Annotated in this window: 18 protein-coding genes and 1 other RNA gene; 5 read left to right on the top strand and 14 right to left on the bottom strand. The window is 61.7% G+C overall.

The genetic code is table 11. The features are described from left to right. Window positions 1–237 precede the first annotated feature (237 nt). From B3527_RS10750 to B3527_RS10740, 3 genes are all read right to left on the bottom strand, one after another. On the bottom strand, window positions 238–1,002 hold the full coding sequence (locus B3527_RS10750) for an enoyl-CoA hydratase (RefSeq protein ID WP_206991223.1): 765 nt from the start codon (window positions 1,000–1,002) through the stop codon (window positions 238–240). Between the two features lie 78 nt (window positions 1,003–1,080). Then, the gene (locus B3527_RS10745; RefSeq protein ID WP_290479863.1) at window positions 1,081–3,036 is read right to left on the bottom strand and encodes a DEAD/DEAH box helicase; all 1,956 of its coding nucleotides are present in this window, start codon (window positions 3,034–3,036) and stop codon (window positions 1,081–1,083) included. A 217-nt stretch (window positions 3,037–3,253) separates the two neighbouring features. Continuing rightward, window positions 3,254–4,483, bottom strand: a complete 1,230-nt coding sequence (locus B3527_RS10740; RefSeq protein ID WP_290479862.1) for a cytochrome P450 — start codon at window positions 4,481–4,483, stop codon at window positions 3,254–3,256. A 233-nt stretch (window positions 4,484–4,716) separates the two neighbouring features. On the opposite strand from B3527_RS10740, the gene B3527_RS10735 reads away from it, so the two are divergent. After that, the gene (locus B3527_RS10735; protein WP_290479861.1) at window positions 4,717–6,099 is read left to right on the top strand and encodes a cytochrome P450; all 1,383 of its coding nucleotides are present in this window, start codon (window positions 4,717–4,719) and stop codon (window positions 6,097–6,099) included. Here the strand turns inward: B3527_RS10735 and B3527_RS10730 are convergent. From B3527_RS10730 to B3527_RS10710, 5 genes are all read right to left on the bottom strand, one after another. Next, window positions 6,096–6,863: a siderophore-interacting protein gene (locus tag B3527_RS10730; RefSeq protein WP_290479860.1), complete on the bottom strand. Its 768-nt coding sequence runs from the start codon at window positions 6,861–6,863 to the stop codon at window positions 6,096–6,098. The genes B3527_RS10735 and B3527_RS10730 overlap by 4 nt on opposite strands. Window positions 6,864–6,959: 96 nt before the next feature. Next, a complete protein-coding gene (locus tag B3527_RS10725) occupies window positions 6,960–7,400 on the bottom strand; it encodes a PaaI family thioesterase (RefSeq protein WP_206991218.1) in 441 nt (146 codons plus the stop codon). Further along, window positions 7,400–7,855: a PaaI family thioesterase gene (locus B3527_RS10720; RefSeq protein ID WP_206991217.1), complete on the bottom strand. Its 456-nt coding sequence runs from the start codon at window positions 7,853–7,855 to the stop codon at window positions 7,400–7,402. Before B3527_RS10720 ends, B3527_RS10725 begins: the two co-directional genes overlap by 1 nt. Before the next feature lie 15 nt (window positions 7,856–7,870). Beyond that, window positions 7,871–8,344 (bottom strand): SspB family protein, encoded by a 474-nt coding sequence (locus B3527_RS10715; RefSeq protein WP_206991216.1) that lies wholly within the window; start codon window positions 8,342–8,344, stop codon window positions 7,871–7,873. A gap of 185 nt (window positions 8,345–8,529) precedes the next feature. Next, window positions 8,530–8,721, bottom strand: a complete 192-nt coding sequence (locus B3527_RS10710) for a hypothetical protein (protein ID WP_206991215.1) — start codon at window positions 8,719–8,721, stop codon at window positions 8,530–8,532. A gap of 117 nt (window positions 8,722–8,838) precedes the next feature. Here B3527_RS10710 and B3527_RS10705 point away from each other — a divergent pair, with 117 nt between their 5' ends. The 4 genes from B3527_RS10705 (at window position 8,839) to B3527_RS10690 (ending at window position 13,069) form a co-directional block, all read left to right on the top strand. Next, on the top strand, window positions 8,839–10,083 hold the full coding sequence (locus B3527_RS10705) for a pyridoxal phosphate-dependent decarboxylase family protein (RefSeq protein ID WP_290479859.1): 1,245 nt from the start codon (window positions 8,839–8,841) through the stop codon (window positions 10,081–10,083). 28 nt (window positions 10,084–10,111) lie between these two features. Further along, window positions 10,112–10,981: an SDR family oxidoreductase gene (locus B3527_RS10700; protein WP_206991214.1), complete on the top strand. Its 870-nt coding sequence runs from the start codon at window positions 10,112–10,114 to the stop codon at window positions 10,979–10,981. Between the two features lie 106 nt (window positions 10,982–11,087). After that, window positions 11,088–12,293, top strand: a complete 1,206-nt coding sequence (locus tag B3527_RS10695; protein ID WP_206991213.1) for a Gfo/Idh/MocA family protein — start codon at window positions 11,088–11,090, stop codon at window positions 12,291–12,293. 104 nt (window positions 12,294–12,397) lie between these two features. Beyond that, window positions 12,398–13,069 carry a glutathione S-transferase family protein gene (locus tag B3527_RS10690; RefSeq protein ID WP_290479858.1) on the top strand — a complete coding sequence of 224 codons (672 nt, stop codon included), beginning with the start codon at window positions 12,398–12,400 and terminating at the stop codon, window positions 13,067–13,069. Window positions 13,070–13,072: 3 nt separating this feature from the next. On the opposite strand, the gene B3527_RS10685 is transcribed toward B3527_RS10690, so the two are convergent. From B3527_RS10685 to dapB, 6 genes are all read right to left on the bottom strand, one after another. Continuing rightward, a complete protein-coding gene (locus tag B3527_RS10685; RefSeq protein WP_290479857.1) occupies window positions 13,073–14,689 on the bottom strand; it encodes an amidase in 1,617 nt (538 codons plus the stop codon). Between the two features lie 98 nt (window positions 14,690–14,787). Further along, window positions 14,788–15,146, bottom strand: a transfer-messenger RNA (tmRNA) gene (gene ssrA / locus B3527_RS10680). Window positions 15,147–15,174: 28 nt separating this feature from the next. Further along, complete coding sequence (locus tag B3527_RS10675; RefSeq protein WP_290479856.1) at window positions 15,175–16,002, bottom strand: hypothetical protein; 828 nt, start codon at window positions 16,000–16,002, stop codon at window positions 15,175–15,177. Window positions 16,003–16,059: 57 nt separating this feature from the next. Continuing rightward, window positions 16,060–16,368: an HPr family phosphocarrier protein gene (locus tag B3527_RS10670; protein WP_034810777.1), complete on the bottom strand. Its 309-nt coding sequence runs from the start codon at window positions 16,366–16,368 to the stop codon at window positions 16,060–16,062. Beyond that, window positions 16,368–16,772 (bottom strand): PTS sugar transporter subunit IIA, encoded by a 405-nt coding sequence (locus tag B3527_RS10665; RefSeq protein ID WP_034810778.1) that lies wholly within the window; start codon window positions 16,770–16,772, stop codon window positions 16,368–16,370. Before B3527_RS10665 ends, B3527_RS10670 begins: the two co-directional genes overlap by 1 nt. A 108-nt stretch (window positions 16,773–16,880) precedes the next feature. Further along, window positions 16,881–17,705, bottom strand: coding sequence for a 4-hydroxy-tetrahydrodipicolinate reductase (gene dapB, locus B3527_RS10660; protein ID WP_290481970.1), 825 nt, complete (start codon window positions 17,703–17,705; stop codon window positions 16,881–16,883). Between the last annotated feature and the right edge of the window lie 41 nt (window positions 17,706–17,746).

The following is a 17,746-nucleotide window of genomic DNA, read 5'->3' as shown; positions in this document are numbered from 1 at the left end:
TCCTCATCGATTCGTAAATTCACCTTTGTTTATAGGGGGTTTGGGGGGTAAAGGCCACAGATGGGGAGGGGATTTTGCAGCCGCAAAAAGCCTGTAAATACAGGGTGTTGCAGGGGCGTTCGATGGGCAGGGCTTCCGCCTGCGGAAGACCGGGTCAGAAAACCGTCAAAAAGGCCCGGAATCAGGGGCGATTCCGGGCCTTTTGGCAGACATTTCAGAGGATGAAACTTATCTGGATCAGTCCTGAAACACCGGCTTGCGCTTTTGCATGAAGGCGGCGGCGGCTTCGGCGAAGTCCGGGGATTTGAGCTGTTCGGCAAAGGCTTTGCCTTCGGCTTCCATACGGTCCTTCACGGCGTCGCGATTCATGCGGATCAGCGCCTTGGAGCGGCGAATGGCGGTCGGGGCGGCAATGGCGATGCGCTCGGCCGTGGCAAGCGCGGCCGACATCAGGCCCGTGTCCGGCTCGACGCGCGAGACGAGGCCGCAATCGAGCGCCTCCTGGGCCGACAGGATGCGGCCGGCGAGCAGGATGTCATTGGCCATGGAATTGCCCACAGACAGCGGCAGCAGCAGCGAGGAGCCTGCCTCCGGCACGAGGCCAAGCGCGGTAAAGGGCGCGCGGAAATTGGCGCTCTCGGCCGCATAGGCGATGTCGCAATGCAGCAGCATGGTCAGGCCAACGCCCACGGCGGGGCCGTTGACGGCAGCGATCAGCGGCGTCTCGGCGTCGCGGATACCATTCAGGAAGCGTGTAACCGGCGGTTCGCCAGAGGAGCGCTCGGAATCGGAGGCAAAGTCGGTCAGGTCGTTGCCCGCGGTGAACATGTCGCCTTCGCCGGTGATGATGATGGCGCGGATGGCCTTGTCATCATTGGCAGCGTTGATGGCATCGGCCAGCGCGCCATACATGGCCTGGGTGAGCGCATTCTTGCGCTCGGGCCGGTTGATGGTGAGCGTCAGGACGCGATTTTCGAGGCTCTGGGTGATGTGGTCAGTCATGGGGCGCTCCGCTTCGGGTTTCCTGCAGGGGTGTGCGGGGTCCGGGGCGGAGCGTCAATCTCTGACCGTGCGGGAGTGTCAGTCCCGGGGCTTTTTCGGGCCCTTCTTGAAGGGTTTCTTGCCACCCTGCGGCTTGGGACGCTTATAGGTCTTGTCGCCGCCGCCGGGCTTGCCCTTGCCATGGGCGTGCGGCTTGTCCTTGCGGGGCTTGCCGGCGGGGCGGTCGTCCTGGATGTAGTCGGTCAGCGGGTCGAAGGCCTTTTCCGGCGCCGCGGCGGCGGGTTTGGGCTTCTTGTTCAGGTGCGGTTTGCGCGGCGGCTTGCCGGGCGTGCGCTCACGCGACGGAGCGTAATCCTGGCGCGGCGGCTGGGCAGGCGGCGGGCCGTCCAGCGCAAAGGCGCGCAGGCCTTTTTCCAGCATCCCATCATTGCCGATCACTTCGAACAGGCGTTTGGCGGCGTCGGGCTTCAGCTCGACATGCGTGTCGGCCGGATTGATGCGGATGGCGCCGATATCATCACGGCCAAGGCCCCCGGCCTTGCACAGCATGGGCAGAAGCCAGCGCGGCTCGGCGTTTTTCTTGCGACCGACATTGATGCCGATCCATGTCGCGTCGTCAAAGCCCTTGCGGTCCTGACGCTCGCGCTTTTCGCGGGGCGGGCGGTCGTCGCGGTCACGCCGGTCTCCGCGTTCGTTGCGGTCACGGGACGGGGCGCGGTCATCGACATCGCGCAGGTCTTCTGGCGCGGTGCGCCCGGCGCGGTGGCGGCGCACGAATGCGGCGGCAACCTGTTCGGCGCCATAAGTGTCGATCAGGGTGCGGGCGAGTTCGGCTTCGTTGGCGCTGGAGTCTTCGGTGAAGATCGGGTCGGCCATCAGGCGCGCATCATCGAGCGCATTGATTTCGTCCGCAGACGGCGGTTTGCCCCAGCTCGCTTCGATCTTGGCATCGCGCAACAGGCGCTCGACGCGGCGGCGGGCACGCGGGGCGACCAGCAGGGCGCTGACGCCTTTGCGACCAGCCCGGCCGGTGCGGCCAGAACGGTGGAGCAGGGTGGCCGGATCGCGCGGCAGGTCTGCATGGATGACGAGGCCGAGGTTCTGGAGGTCAAGGCCGCGGGCGGCGACGTCAGTGGCGATACAGACGCGGGCACGGCCATCGCGCAGGGCCTGAAGCGCGTTGCCGCGTTCCTTCTGGCTCAGCTCACCCGACAGGGCGACCACCGGGAAGCCGCGATTGCCCATGCGGCTGATCAGCTTGTTGACGGCGGCGCGCGTCGTGCAGAACACAATGGCGGTCTCGCTGTCGGAATGGCGGACAATGTTGACGATGGCGTTCTCTTCGTCGCCGGGGGCGACGAGCAGGGCGCGGTATTCAATATCGACATGCTGTTGCTGTTCGGCAGCCGTGGTGATGCGCATCGCATCCTTCTGGTAGCGCGCAGCAAGGGCGGCGATGCCCTTGGGAACGGTGGCCGAGAACATCAGCGTACGGCGGGTTTCCGGCGTGCCTTCGAGAATGTGTTCGAGTTCCTCGCGGAAGCCCATGTCGAGCATTTCGTCGGCCTCGTCCAGCACGACAACGCGGACGTTCGAGGCATCCAGTGAGCCGCGACGGATATGGTCTGACAGGCGACCGGGCGTGCCGACGACGATGTGCGCACCGCGGGCAAGCGTGCGGCGCTCCTCGCGCATGTCCATGCCGCCGACGCAGGTGGCCATGCGGGCGCCGGACTTGGCGTAGAGCCATTCCAGTTCGCGGGCGACCTGTTGGGCAAGTTCGCGGGTTGGCGCGACGATGACGGCCAGCGGCGTATCGGATTTCTCGAAGCGGTCTGCCCCGGCGAGCAGGTCGCCAGCCATGGCGAGGCCGAAAGCAACGGTTTTGCCTGAGCCGGTCTGGGCGGAGACGAGGAGGTCCTTGCCGTCGAGTTCTGCTTCAATGACAGAGGACTGGACGGGGGTGAGCGTCTCGTAGCCACGCTGTGCGAGGGCCTCGGCGAGCGCCGATGGGATAGAAGGGGTATCGGTCATTTGGTAGGGCTTTCTGGGGCGCTGGCGCAGCTTTCATGCGCGCCGCGGGAAGATTTTGCCCCGTATGGCACGTTTTTGCAGTCGGCGCCATAAAGGGTGCGCATGTGAGGGCAAGCCTCAAATATCCGTATCCCCGGCGCATGCCGGGGTATCATGCGGTTCCTACTGGAAGCCAGCCGCGGGAGGCTCCGGCATGCGCCGGAGACACGGGGTGAAGTTAAACCTTCACGACCAGACGTTCGAGGCCGCGGAAGAAGGGCAGGGCACGCCAGACGAGGTCTTGCGGGGGCAGGGACAGGTCTGGATAGCGCGCGAAGAGTTTTTCGAAGACACGCCGGGCCTCCATGCGGGCAAGCGGCGCGCCGATGCAGATGTGGGGGCCGCCCCCAAAGGCGACATGGCTGGCGCGCTTTTGCGTGATGTCGAAGCGTTCCGAGCTCTCGAACATGGTCTCGTCGCGATTGGCCGAGGCCAGCGAGCAGAAGACGATCTGACGCGCTTTCATCGGACAGCCGGCAACCGTCCTGTCGGCCTCAACGATCCGGGATGTGGCCGAGACGGGGGCCTCGAAGCGCAGGACTTCCTCCACCGCCTGTCCGGCAAGGGCGGGATTGGATTTCAGTGCGGCGAGTTGCTCAGGATGGTTCAGGAACAACCAGACGCCATTTCCGATCAGGTCGGTCGTGGTGAGGTTGCCGCCGACCAGCAGCGCGCCCAGATTGATGCGAATTTCATCATCCGACAGCGGAGCGTCACCGCTGGCCTGCAGCTGGACCATATCGGTGATGAGGTCATCGCCCGGCACTTTACGGCGGGCTTCCATCAATTCGGTGAAATAGGCGTCCAGCGCATGGCTGCCTTGTTCCATCCGGGCGGTTTCTTCAGGTGTCCGCACGGGGTTCAGGCTGAGGATCACGTCCTCTGACCATTGCCGGAAATCCGGCAGGCGGTCTTCATCCACGCCGAGGATGCGTGCGATGACAAGGACCGGAATCGGCACGGCAATCTCTGACATCAGATCGAAGGTGCCGGAGGCGGGCGCGGCGTTGATCGTGTCGTCGATGATGGCCTCGATCTGGGGCTTCATCTTCTGGATGCGCGTGTAGAACGCCTTGGCCAGCGGAGGCCGCACGCGGGCATGGTCCGGATCATCAAGAAAGAGGATGGAGGTGCGTCGGGGCTGGTCATCATCCTCGATCAGCTGGCGAGATATCGAGCCTTCCTCGGCGTTCAACGGATGGCGGACAAAGCTGCGATCATTCACTGTTTCGCGAATGTCGGCATAGCGCGTCAGGAACCAGGTCTTGGCCATCTCGTCGCGCAGGACAGGGCAATTGTGGCGCAGGGCCTCCAGTGGGGGGTGGGGATCGTTGCGGGCGTCGGGCGAGAAAGCCGTCACTTCCAGCACGGATTGTGGCACGCGCGGTGTGCCCGGATCATCGGCCATGTTTTCCTCCCTGTCCGGTCTTTGCGCCGGATCATATGAACGAAGCCTATCATGGATTTGCGCTGAAATCGTGGGTGACCCTGCGGGAAGGCGTTGAGGGCCAGAAGGCTCGGATGTCTATTTTCCCCTTGAATGTCGTAGGGAGAGCGCAGGCTAAATGATTCTGTAACCCCTTGTCGCTTGCCTTGACGCGCAACTGCGTCAACTTCAGTGACGGCCTTACGGAGCTTGTAATGACTCATCTCGTCAGCGATCACATCCTGGAAGATACCGGCGCGGACATGCCGGTACACGCCAGCGCATATCCCATGCTGGAAACCGACTTCGAGCTTTGGAATCCCAATTCCTGGACGCGGGGCCACCCTCATGACCTGTATGCGCGAATGCGCAGCGAGGCTCCGGTCATGTGGTCGAAAATGGGCCGGGGCGGCAGCGGATTCTGGTCGGTTACGAGATATGAAGACATCAAGACAGTCGAGTTGAACCCGGCAATCTTTTCGTCCGAGCGGGGCGGTATCAATATGGCCGTGCCACCGCGTGAGCATTGGCGGCCCGAAGTCCTGATCCGCGCGGCGATGGACAATCTGATTTCGATGGACGAGCCGCGCCACATGCAGATGCGGATCCAGCAGAAAGACTTCTTCATTCCAGCCTATGTCAAAGAGCTGCGTGAGAAGGTCAGCGTGAAAGTCGAGTCGCTGCTCGATGATCTGGAGGCGAACGGGCCTGAGCTGGATTTCGTCAAATTCTTCTCCAACCAGTTGCCGCTCTATACGCTGTGCGAAATGCTGGGCGTGGACGAGGAAGACCGCCAGAAAATCGTCTACTGGATGCATTATCTGGAAATGGCGAGCCAGTTCATGACGAACCCGTTCCGGACCTTCCTCAGCGAGCCGCTGTTTCCGCTACGGTTCAAGAAAGTGGTCGAAGAGATGTTTGCCTATGGCGCACGTGTCATGGCCGACCGCCGGGCCAATCCGCGCCATGACCTGTTGACCATGATCGCGCATTCAAAGCTGGATGATGAACAATTGCCGCAGGAATACCTGGATGGCTCCTGGTTGTTGATCATCTTCGCCGGCAATGACACGACGCGGAACTCGCTGTCGGGTACGATCAAGCTGATGACCGAATGGCCAGACCAGCGCGCAATGGTGCTCGATGACCCGTCTCTCATTCCGCGCATGTCGGAAGAAGCCTTGCGCATGGTTTCACCGGTGAAGCATATGCGCCGCACCGCGCTGGAAGAGACAGAACTCAACGGCCAGCTCATCGCCAAGGATGAGAAAGTCGTCATGTGGTATGGTGCAGGCAATCGCGACCCGGAAGTCTTTCCGGACCCGGACAGGTTCGACATGATGCGTGACAATGTCGACAAGCATATCGCCTTTGGCCACGGCATCCATAAATGCCTCGGTTCGCGCGTGGCACAGATGCAGCTGCGTGTTGCTTATGAGCAGATCTTCCAGCGTTTCCCGAACATCGAGTTCACCGGCGACATCAAGTACGGGCCGAACGCGCTCGTCCATGCGATCTCGAAGTTGAAAGTGAATCTTTACGGCAAGGGCAATTCGCGACCGACCAAGGTGCAGGTCAAGGCGATGGAGACGGCCTAGGCGGCCTGCGCCTTGAAGGCTTTGTGCTCGGGCTCGATCAGGCCGAGTTTCCAGTAGGAGCTGACATAGGTCAGGTCTTTCCGGGTCGGCTTCTGTTTGCGAAAATAAGTGCGTAGCGCGCCTGCGAGGGCGAATTCGCCGGCAACGAAGACGCTTGGCTCCCCGCTGCGCCAGTCGAGGGTCTGCACCGCCTGTATCAGCGCTTCGCTGGGGGCTTGCGGGTCTGATTTGATGATCCAATGCACACGGATACCCGTTGGTGTGCGGATAGGTTGCCGGTCCTCGTCGCTGGGGATTTCGAAGAATGCGTCACCAATGGCATCAGAGGGGAGCGCTTCGAGTTCAACGGCAGCGGCGGGGATGGAGGACAGGTCTGCGACAAAGAGGTGCCAGTCTGCTCCCTCGGTGCCGAATTTGAGCGTGCCGGGACGGGAGATCAGGATGCGGTTGCCGGGGGCGGCGTGTCTGGCCCACGGTCCGGCAATGCCGTCATCGCCATGCACAACGAAATCAATGTCGAACTCATGCTCGGCCGGCCGGACATGGCGCAGTGTGTAGGTGCGCATCCGTGTCTTGAAGGAGGCCGGATCGAAAGCGGGCGGTCCGGCCTCTCCCGGTGCGGGAGCAATGACTTTCAAATATGCGCCTGGCGCGCCGGTCACGAAATCTGCCGCAAATTCGGATTGGAAGGTCAGGCGGACCATGTGCGGGGATAGCTGCTGGGTGCGCAGGACAATGGCTTCGGCGAAATTCGGTGTGGACATGAGCGGCATACCTGCATTGAGAATTATTCTCATTATCAGATAACAATTCTGCTGACGGGATCAACCGTCAGGTCGGCAATTGGCCTGGCATAACACTTATGTGCCGGAAGGCAGGGCGCGGGGGATGCAGCTGGCGGTAGCTTGCGCAAGCAGGGTGCCGTCTTCGCGGGTCAGCTCGCCGCGCGTGAAGAGGGCTGCGCGGCCCCGGCGGACACATTCGCCGCGCCCGAGAAGGCGCTCGCCAATCGGCACCGGGCGGAGATAGCTGGTCGTCATTTGCAGGGTCGGGGACATGGCCGGACCATCCTGCGCGATTGAGCCGGCAAGGCTCATCACTTCATCCAGCATGGCCGAGACGAAGCCGCCCTGCGCGTCGCCGCCGGGATTGGTGGCGTGTTCGGGCAGAGTGAAAGCGGCCTCAACCCAGCCGGCGTCGGGATCGAAAGCGATGAGTTCAAAGCCCAGAAAGGCGGTTGCCTTGGGCGGCGTCTTGTTGGTCAGGAGATCCTGCCAGAAAGCGCGCTTGTCAAACGACATCAGCCGAGCCGCTTGAACAGCATCGGAATGGCGGTGGCAGTGGCCTTGGCGACGAGTTGGCCGTCCGCGTCAAAGCATTCCGCTTCCATGAAGGCGGCCGATTTTCCGAGTTTCAGGATACGGGCCTCCACGCTGGCCTTGCCTGGCATCAGGCGGCGTAGATAGCTGGTCTTCATTTCGAGCGTTGGCGCGGTCATCGTGATGTTGGAAGCGATGATGACGCAGGTGCTCATCGCCTCGTCCATCATGGCGGAGATGAAGCCGCCCTGAACCGCACCGGTCGGGTTGGCAAAGCTGGGGGAGACGTCGAAATCCATTCGGATGCGCTGAGCGTCCTGCTCGACTTCAGCCAAGCGCATACCGAGCGTATCGGAGCAGGGTGGGCGCTTCTTGGAATTCTGGAAACGCGCGAGCATGTCGGCGTCCGAGGCGCGGGGTTTTTCGGTATCTGCCATCAGGTCGGGCGCGGCCTATTTCCGGCGGAAAGCGTCGAGATTTACGACCGTACCGGGCTCTTCCTCGGCCTCGACCGGCGGCACATCCGCGGCAGTGGCTTCCCCCGCTGGCGAAATGACCGACGCGTCCTTGTCCGGCGATTCGAAGGTCAGTCCGAAGTTCACAGACGGGTCAACGAAGCGCGTGATCGCGGCATAGGGAATGTGCAGGTGCTGTGGCACGCCCGAGAATTTCAGGATGATCTCGAAATGGCTGTCTTCGACTTCCAGGTCCCAATACTGGTGCTGGATAACGATGGTCATTTCTTCTGGGAACCGTTCTACAAGGTAATCAGCAATCTTCACACCCGGCGCCTTGGTGCGAAAGGTGAGATAGAAGTGATGATCACCCGGCAGGCCATTTGAGTTGTAGCCCTTGCGCAGGGCTTCGCGGACAACACCGCGCATGGCAGCCTGGGTGAGCGCTTCGTAGCCGATATAGTCCGTCATAGGCGCGCGAGTTCCCGGTTTGGTATGGTTGAACCTGTGATTCATACAGTAAGGTCGGGAAAAGAGGCCCGCAACGGCCTTCGCACAAGGGGCGAGCAAAAAATTGCTGCTCGCTTGTTAGCCGCTGTGACTAACCCCTTGTGGTCATGGCGATCTTTTCCGCCATGGCGCCTCGATATTTCCTGTTAGTAATTTGCAGGCGGGTCGCTGGCCGGGAACGACTCGTCGAGTTCCTCGTCCACTTCGTCCCACTCTTCGGGCGGGTGTTCCATGTTTTCTGCACCCGCCGGACGGACCGTCTTGTGATGGGTCGGTTCATCCTGATTGTCTGTCTCTGGATCGGGCTTGCGGGTTTTGGGGTCAGTTTGCTCGGTCATGTGAATCTCCTTCGTGCCGGATCAACGCATTTGGCGGCGTTCGGTTGCGTTGGGAGGCAATCTCTCTAGGCTGCTGGCGACAGACCAGAAGACTGGCAACAGGGGAGGACAGGCTGAATGATCATGCAGATGCCGGAGACGGGACGCGACTGGAACGATGTGCGCGCAGAAATGGTTGCGCGCGGCGGGGGCGATGCGCAATGGCGCGACGGACGCACAGCGGTTTATGTCTTCAATGCCGGGCCGGAAATTTCAGCCGTCCAGCATGACGCCTATGGGCTCTACATGGCGGAGAACGGTCTGGGGCCGCTGGCCTTTCCAAGCCTCGCGCAGATGGAAAAGGAAGTCATCGGCATGGGGTTGGGCTTGCTCCATGGGCCGGACGGATCCACCGGGGCGATGACATCCGGCGGGACCGACTCGATCACGATGGCGATGAAGACAGCCCGCGACTATGCCCGGTCGCTGGGCAAGCCGCGCGAAGGCCAGAATGTCGTGCTGCCGCAATCGGCACATCTGGCGTTCGACAAGGCGGCGCATTTGATGGACATCGAAATCCGCCGCGTGCCGCTGAAGACGGATGGGTCTTATGAGGCCGATCCGGTTGCCATGAGTGACGCGGTGGATGCAGCCACCATCATGATGGTCGGTTCGGCGCCGAACTTCCCGCACGGCATTATCGACCCGATTGCGGCACTGGGCGAGGTGGCCGCGAAGAACGGTGTCTGGCTGCATGTCGATGCCTGTGTGGGCGGATATTTCGCGCCGTTCGCGCGGATGAATGGCGTGCCGGTGCCAGCCTTTGATTTCGAAGTGCCAGCGGTTCAGTCGATGAGCGCCGACCTTCACAAATATGGCTATTGCGCCAAGGGCGCCTCCACCGTGCTGTTCAGGAGTGAGGAGCTTTACGCCCACATGCCGTTCGACATGGCGGGCTGGAGCGGCGCGCCGATGAAGACGCCGACGCTGGCGGGCACGCGGCCGGGCGGGGCGATCTCCGCGGCCTGGGGCGTGATGAACACGCTGGGCGTCGAAGGGTACAAGCGGTTGCAGGGGCAGGTCTGTGCGACGCGGGAGCGAATGGAAGACGGCGTGAAGCGGCTCGGTTTCGAGATTGTCGGAAATCCGATGCTGGGCCTGATGGCCTTTCACCATCCCGATGCCCATGCCTTCGCGATTTATGGCGAGATTTTCAGGCGTGGCTGGTTCACATCGGTCACGAAAGAGCCGCCGAGCCTGCACCTGATGCTGAGCCCCAAACATGCCGATGTGGCCGACGCCTATCTCGCAGACCTCGAAGCCAGCGTGAAAGCGGTGCAGGCTGGCAAGGCCGGTGAAAAGGTTGAAGCGCGCTATAGCTGACAGGTCAGAACGCCAGGGAGGGCGGATAATGGAAACCAAGGGCAGAACGGCGGTCATCACGGGCGGTGCAAGCGGCATCGGCGCGGCGTTGGCCGAAGCGATGGTGGCCGATGGCGGTCGCGTCGTGATTGTGGACATCAACAAGGATGCGGCCGAGGCACATGCGGCCAGGCTCGGCGATGCCGCGCTGGCCATCGCCTGCAATGTTGCCGATGTGGCGGGGGTCGAGGCCATGGCCGGCGAGGCCTGGAACTGGCTGGGCGGGGTGGATCTGGTGTTCGCCAATGCTGGGGTCAGCGTGGCGCGGCCGCTATTGAAGGCCAGCGAGGCGGAGTTCGACGTAACGATGGGCGTCAACCTCAAAGGCGTCTGGGCGACAGCCAGGGCGTTTGCCGCACGCATGATCGATGCGGACCATGCCGGGCATCTCTGCCTGACCGCGTCGGAACACGCGCTGGGCCTGCAGCATCCGGGCAATGGGTTTTACACGGCGTCAAAGCATGGCGTGCTGGCGCTGGGCGATGTGTTCCGCGCCGAATTGCCAGAGTCGATTGGTGTCAGCGTGCTGTGCCCCGGCCTGACGGCAACGCACATGCCGGATACAAGCCCCGCTGCGACGGGCATGTCGGCAGATGAGCGCCGCAGCGACATGGCACGCGCCGTGATGGCCGAAGGCAAGCCGCCTCTCGAGGTTGCGCGACATACGTTGGACGAGATTGCGCGCGGCACATTCCTGATCGTGCCGGAGCCATCGGCCTGGCTGGCGGCGGAAAAACGCGCAGATGAAGTACAAGACGAATTCGCCCGGCAGGCACCGATGGGGCCGGACGCAATGAAGTATCATGTCGGCGCGGTGGTCGAGCGGCTGATGAAGAAGACAGGTCCCGGTTTGATGTGATCCAATTGTGATCCGGACCGCTCGGCTTTTTCCTTGACCGGTTCGGCGGCCTGCGGTTTTCTCGAGATAGCGCTAACAGAAGACTGTGGCCTTCAGGGAGATTGTCATGACCGAATTCACGCATTCACGCAGGCGTTTCATGGTGCTGAGCAGCGCCACGCTGGCAGCAGCGCCATGGCTGGCAAGTTGCGCGAGCGCAGAAGGCAGCGCGGCGATCCCGGCCAAGGCGATTGGCATGCCCTGGCCCAATTGGGGCGAACTGCCTGACACACCGCCATCCGCGCCCAATGCTGGCAGCGTCGGCTTCGCGGTGATGGGGCTCGGCGGCTATGGCATTGGCAAGGTCCTGCCTGCGCTGGCGAATGGTGAACGCTGCCATGTTGCGGCGGTTGTGTCCGGTAATCCGGAGAAGGCGAAGACCGTGGCCGCCGCCTATGGCTTACCGGATGATGCTATTTATTCGTATGAAGACTTTGACCGGATCGCAGACGATGACCGGGTAGATGCGGTTTACAATGTGCTGCCGACGGGGCTGCATCTGGAGTGGACCGAAAAGAGCTTTGCGGCAGGCAAGCATGTGCTGTGCGAAAAGCCGATGGCCCTGTCCGTGGCCGAGTGCGAGCAGATGATCGCGGCCTCGGAAGCGTCAGGCAAGAAGCTGATGATTGCGTATCGCTGCCATTTCGAGCCGTTTAACCTGCGCGCCATGGAGTTGATGCGTGAGGGTGCGGTTGGCAAGATCAAGACGATCGAGACGGCCCAGACCTATCGCATGGGCCCGACCAGCGTGGCGGAAAACTGGCGGGTTGTCCGGGCGCTTGCAGGGGGTGGTCCTCTGGAAGATTATGGTATCTACGGATTGCAGTCGGCGCTGTACCTCTCCGGCGAAATGCCGGTCTCTGTAAAGGCCGTAACAGAGCAACCGGCGAATGATCCGCGTTTTGCAGAAATCTTCTCTACAGTGACGACAGAGATGCGTTTCCCGTCCGGAGCCGTGGCCAATATGGTCACGTCCTATGACACGACACCCGGCCGCAATCTTGCGCGGGTCGAAGGGGAGGGCGGTGTGCTGATGATGGAACCTGCAACCGGCTATGGCGGGCATAAGATGTCGCTGGTGCGCGACGGTGTCCGCGAAGACCTCGTGCCCGGCGATCCCGATGTGCAGTTTGCCCGCATGTGTGACCATATGGCGGATGCGATCCGGGAGGATGGAGCGATCCTCACGCCGGGCGAAATGGGCCTTCGCGACATGGCCCTGATCGAGGCGATCTATCGCTCTGCGGCTGAAGGGCGTGAAATCACGCTCTGATTGTTACAGGAAATTCGTGTTTCCCTCGCAGGATCGTGGCTGGACGTGGGGCCGTCGCGCCCTACAGTCCTTCTGTCGCCAATATTGGGCTGAGGGGCCAAACCATGATCACGCTGCACCATCTCGAAAAGTCGCAATCCATCCGCATCCTCTGGCTGTTGGAGGAGTTGGGCGTGCCGTACGAGGTCAAGCTCTATGACCGCGATCCGAACACGCGGCTGGCCCCGGCAGAATACAAGGCGGTCTCGCCGCTGGGTACGGCGCCCTGCATCACCGATGGCGAAATTACGCTGTCGGAGACGAATGCGATCATGGATTATATCCTGGATACGCATGATGATGGCCGCCTGCGCCCCGCGCCGGGCACACCGAACCGGGCCGATTACCTGTTTTGGTTTCATGTCTCGCAGGGAAGCCTGCAGCCTTTGCTGACCAACAAATTCGTCATGATGGCGATGACAGCGCGAGCGCCATTTTTCCTGAAGCCTGCGGCGAAGATGCTGGTCGGCGGACTGGACAAGGCGTTCTTCGGTCCGCGCCTGAAGGCATTGATGACCGAAATCGAAAAAGCACTTGGCAAGAGTACTTGGTTTGCCGGAGATAATCTGACCGCGGCAGATATCGTGATGGGATACTCGATGGAGTTGGCGGCGCACCGGGCCGGCATGGATGCCGGGAACTATCCGAATGCGCACAGATTCCTGCAACAGATGCGCGCCTATCCCTCCTATCAGCGCGCGCTGGAAAAGGATGGCAAGGGCACGATCCTGCTCTAGCGATCAGTCCCGGCGGCGCATGGCCTCGGCGATTTCGGGCAGGTCTTCGGCGGTCTGGTAGTATCGCGGCTCGGCGCGGGCTTGCGTCCGCTGCTCATAAGCATAGCCGAGCGAGAGGATCGCCGCGTCCTGGTCCTTGCCGCCCATGAAGGACAGGCCAATGGGGATACCCCGAACAGTGCCCATTGGCACCGTCAGGTGCGGATAGCCGGCAATGGCCGCCGCATAGCCCGCGCCTGCCCAGTCCGGCCAGACATCGCCATTGACCGGATCAGCGCGCGGGGCAAGTGGCCCTGAAGGGGCGACAAGGGCGACCACGTCATGCTCTGCCAACAGACGGTCTATGCCGTTTTCGCGGGTGGCGGACTGGACGAAGGCAACAGCCTCTTTGTAGCCATCAGATTCAAGATCTTCCATGCCTTCTGACTGCTCAAAAATATCCTGATTGAACAAGGCGAGTTCGATGTCTGCATGTTCGGCATTGAAAGCGATCAGGTCGGCCAGCGTGCGCGTTGTGACCGTGTCCGGCGTGCTCGCGAGATAGGCATTCAGTGTCGCCTTGAACTCATACTTCAACACATCGAATGACTTTCCCCAAAAGCCGTCGGGCATGTCGATGTCGTCGATATCAACCAGGATTGCGCCTGCCGATTCCATGGCCGAAAGGGCCTGTTCGAAACTGTCTTTGACGAGCGGGCTGCTGCCTTGGGCGCCGCGCAGGACGCCGATGCGCTTGCCTTGCAATGCGGCGGCATCAAGGGTGGCGGCATAGTCTGTCTTCGCTGCGCCGGTCGCCATGGCGTTGAGCATCATCGCGGCGCCCATGACCGTCTTCGTCATCGGGCCGGCTGTATCCTGTGAGGAGGAGATCGGAATGATGAAGTCCTGCGAGACGAGGCCGACCGTGGGCTTGAAGCCGACGACGCCATTCACGTTGGATGGGCAAATGATCGAGCCATTGGTTTCGGTGCCGACCGTACCCGCGGCGAGGGAGGCGGCGGCGGCAGCGCCCGATCCGGAACTTGAGCCACAGGGGTTGCGGTCCAGCATGTGCGGATTGCGGACTTGTCCACCAAGCGCGGACCAGCCGCTCATCGAACTGTTCGAGCGGAAGTTCGCCCATTGGCTGAGATTGGTCTTGCCGAGGATGATGGCGCCCTCAGCGCGCAGGCCCGCGACGAGTGGGGAGTCGCGGCCCGTGACATTGTCCTTCAGGGCGAGGGCACCGGCCGTGGTGGGCATGTTGTCCGCTGTTTCGATATTGTCCTTGAGCAGGATCGGCAGGCCGTGGAGCGCGCCGAGCGGTTCGCCGGCGTCGCGCTTTGCGTCCAGCGCGCGGGCGGCCTCCAGCGCATCCGGGTTCAGGGTGAGGACCGCTTGCAGCGTGGGGCCGGAGCGGTCGACCAACTCGATCCGGTCCAGATAGGCCTGGGTCAGCGCTTCGGCGGAGACCTCACCGGTTTGCAGGGCTTCCGCCAGTTCAGGCAGGGATTTTACGGTCCAGCCCTCTGCAGCATAGCTGATCGGCGCTTTGGTATCCGGCATCGACGTGTCTCCAGTCTGCGGGGAACAGGCGGTCAGGGCGAGCGCCGATATGGCGGCGACGAGGTAATGTTTCATGGTGGCCAGCTCCCTCAGCGTGTTCGATCCGAACGCTAGCGACAAAGTTCCAGACTGGCCAGCGCGCGGCGGCCACGAATTTGCGAGGAAAAGGATAAGGTGGAGGCTTCTGTTGCCAGGCGCCTCCGGGCCCCGCCTAGGGGTCTGAAACCCTAGGAGTTAAGTCGGTAAATACCGGACCGCTTACGCAGCCAGGAGTTCACCTTCAGCAAAGTTGTCATTTGCAACTATGTGATATGGGCTTCTGAGGGGGCCCAATCCGGCAAAGGCATCGTCTTTACACGTCCGTCGATCCTATTTCGGCCCCGTCAGAAACAGGCCGGTGAAAGCCTGAACCTGCTTTTGGTGGAGCCGCCGGGTACCGCCCCCGGGTCCGAACCGCTTATTGCACGCGCGTTTATCGCCATAGTCCGAAGACATGACCAATATAGGGATGATTTGGGGGTTTTGGAAGGGGGAAGGTGCCCAGGCAGGCTGTCCCAGGCCTATTCACTCAACGATGCGTAGATGTCGTCCCAAGTTCCAAGCGATTCCCCAGATTGTGTACGGCAATATGGAACGCCATCTTCATGGCCGTACAGAAGTCTGACGCGGGGGGCAGACTGAAGGGGGGAGGTGTACCGGACGGGTACCGCGTACACGATCAGCGCCTTGGCATTATGCTTTGCCATATAGCTGTCCTCCTCGATCGGCACCCCATCCTTTGTGCAACCAGACAGTTCCTGGAAAACCGTGTTGGCCTTGGCGGCGAGTTGTTTCGGCGAGGTGTCTGGGGCGCTCACCCAGACTTCAAAAATGAGATTGCCATCATTCAGGTCTCTGCGACGCAGTTCTGTACGGTAAACGTCGGCCGTCTCGTCGTATTCGAACGTCATCATGGAAAATTTCGATAGATCCAGTTCCGGACCTGCGACCTGACTCCAAACCCACTGGTCCTGAAGATCAAAATCATAGTTTTCGAAGGTGCTACCGGTGAAATTCAAAGACAGCAGGGAGGGCGGTCGGTTCTTCCTCGTGGTCACCTCTGACAAGTTCTCCCAGATCGCAATTCGGGAGAATCCCTTTTTTACAGCCATGGGAATAAGGTGATCCTGAAGTATTTCCACGAGTGACGCTGTCCGCTGGTGTGATGAGTCTGCCTCGCTGTCGAACTTGACCTCCAGAACGAGGCGCTTGCCTCCACCGAGCGTGAATGTGGTTTGATACTCCGAATCCGCAAGAGTTTCTCCCGATTTCAGGGAATATGCTTGCGCATTTGCCGGTAAAACCGCGATCAGAGCGTACAGAAACAGAAGAGCAAACAGACGGGTCATGCCCAACCACTATAAATCGGTGGTTGCAATGTCCAGCGCAAATTCTGACCCTGATTTTCAGCAGATCGTGTCGGCTTCGCCCTGTTCGCCGAAGCCGTCGGCGATGAGGCTGGCGATGGCGGTGACCGCCTCGGCCGCGTCGGGGCCTTCGGCGTTGATGTCGACTTCGCAGCCCTTGTGAGCGACCAGCATCATGAGGTCCATGATGGAGCGCGCATCGGCGGTTTCGCCCTCGTGCGAGACGATGATGCGGGATTGAAACTCACCGGCAAGGCGGGACAGGCGGGCAGAGGCGCGCGCGTGCAGGCCCTTGCGGTTGACGATCATGGCGCGCTGGCTGGCGGTGAGGGTTTCCGTGTCCGGCATCAGTTTGATTTCGCGAGGAGTTCGGAGGCGATGTTGATATACTTGCGGCCCGCCTCTGCGGCGACTTTGGCGGCGTCCTTGAGGGTCATCTCGCCGCGCACTTCGGCCAGCTTGATCAGCATGGGCAGATTGACGCCGGACAGGACTTCGACATTGCCGGCATTCATCACCGACATGGCGAGGTTTGAGGGCGTGCCGCCGAACATGTCTGTCAGGATGATGACGCCCTTGCCGGCATCGCAGGACTTGGCCGTTTCGCGGATTTGATCGCGGCGCGCCTCGATGTCGTCTTCCACTTCGATCGAGATCGAGCGGAATCGATCCTGCTCCCCCACCACGTGCTCCGTGGCGGCGACGAGTTCGCGGGCAAGCTTTCCGTGGCTGACAACCACAATTCCGATCATATGCCGGTCCCAGTGCTCAAACTTTACGAACTTGTCATGCTGCCACTGCGAACACGAGCGTCAACCCTGATTCAGCTGTTGGGAGAATGGTGACCTGCGGGCGTTGCTTCAAAGCCCCAACACATCGTTCATGTCGTAGAGGCCCGGATCCTGGCGCATCGCCCACGCGGCTGCCCCCAGGGCACCATGCGCGAAGACCGCGCGGTCAATGGCGGTATGGCTGAGCGAGAGGATTTCCATGTCCGAGCCGAAGCTGACTTCATGCTCGCCGATCACCCCGCCAGACCGGCGTACGGCAAAGCCGATGCTGCCAGCGCGCCGCTTGGCGTCTGGGCCATCGTAAGGGCCAGCCCGCAGGTCTGACAGCGGCTTTCCGCGGCCTGCAGCGGCGGCCTCGCCCACCATGAGCGCGGTGCCCGAGGGGGCATCGACCTTGCGGCGATGATGCGTTTCGAGGATTTCGATATCCCAATCCGGACCGAGCCGTTCGGCCGCCATGCGGGTGAGGGCCTGCAGCAGATTGATGCCCACCGAGAAATTGCCCGCCTTGACGATGGCAAGGGACTGCGCGGCCTGCGCAATCTCGGCCTCTTCTTCATCAGTGAAGCCGGTTGTGCCGATGATGGCGGCGCGCACGCTTGTGTGTTTCAGGGAGTCTAGCGCAGCCAGGGTCGCGGCAGGGCGGGTGAAGTCGATCCAGACATCAGCCTTTGCCGCAGCTGCGACGGGATCGGTCGCCGGTTTCAGGTCCAACAGGCGACGGCCTGCCAGTTCGCCAATATCCTCGCCGAGATGTTCGGAAGAGGGAGCCTCGCTGCCGCCCACCACGGTAAGGCCAGCATCAAGCGCGGCGCCGACCAGCTGGCGGCCCATGCGACCCGCGACGCCGGCAATGGCGACGCGGAGCGAATCGGAAGGTGTCATTTCTGTCATGTGCGCCGTTATAGCGAGGTTTTCCCGCAGGGCGAGAGCTT

Origin of the sequence: Hyphomonas sp. UBA4505 (assembly GCF_002388685.1) — a bacterium.
Classification (GTDB): domain Bacteria; phylum Pseudomonadota; class Alphaproteobacteria; order Caulobacterales; family Hyphomonadaceae; genus Hyphomonas.
This window is presented reverse-complemented; position numbering and strand designations above follow the sequence as displayed.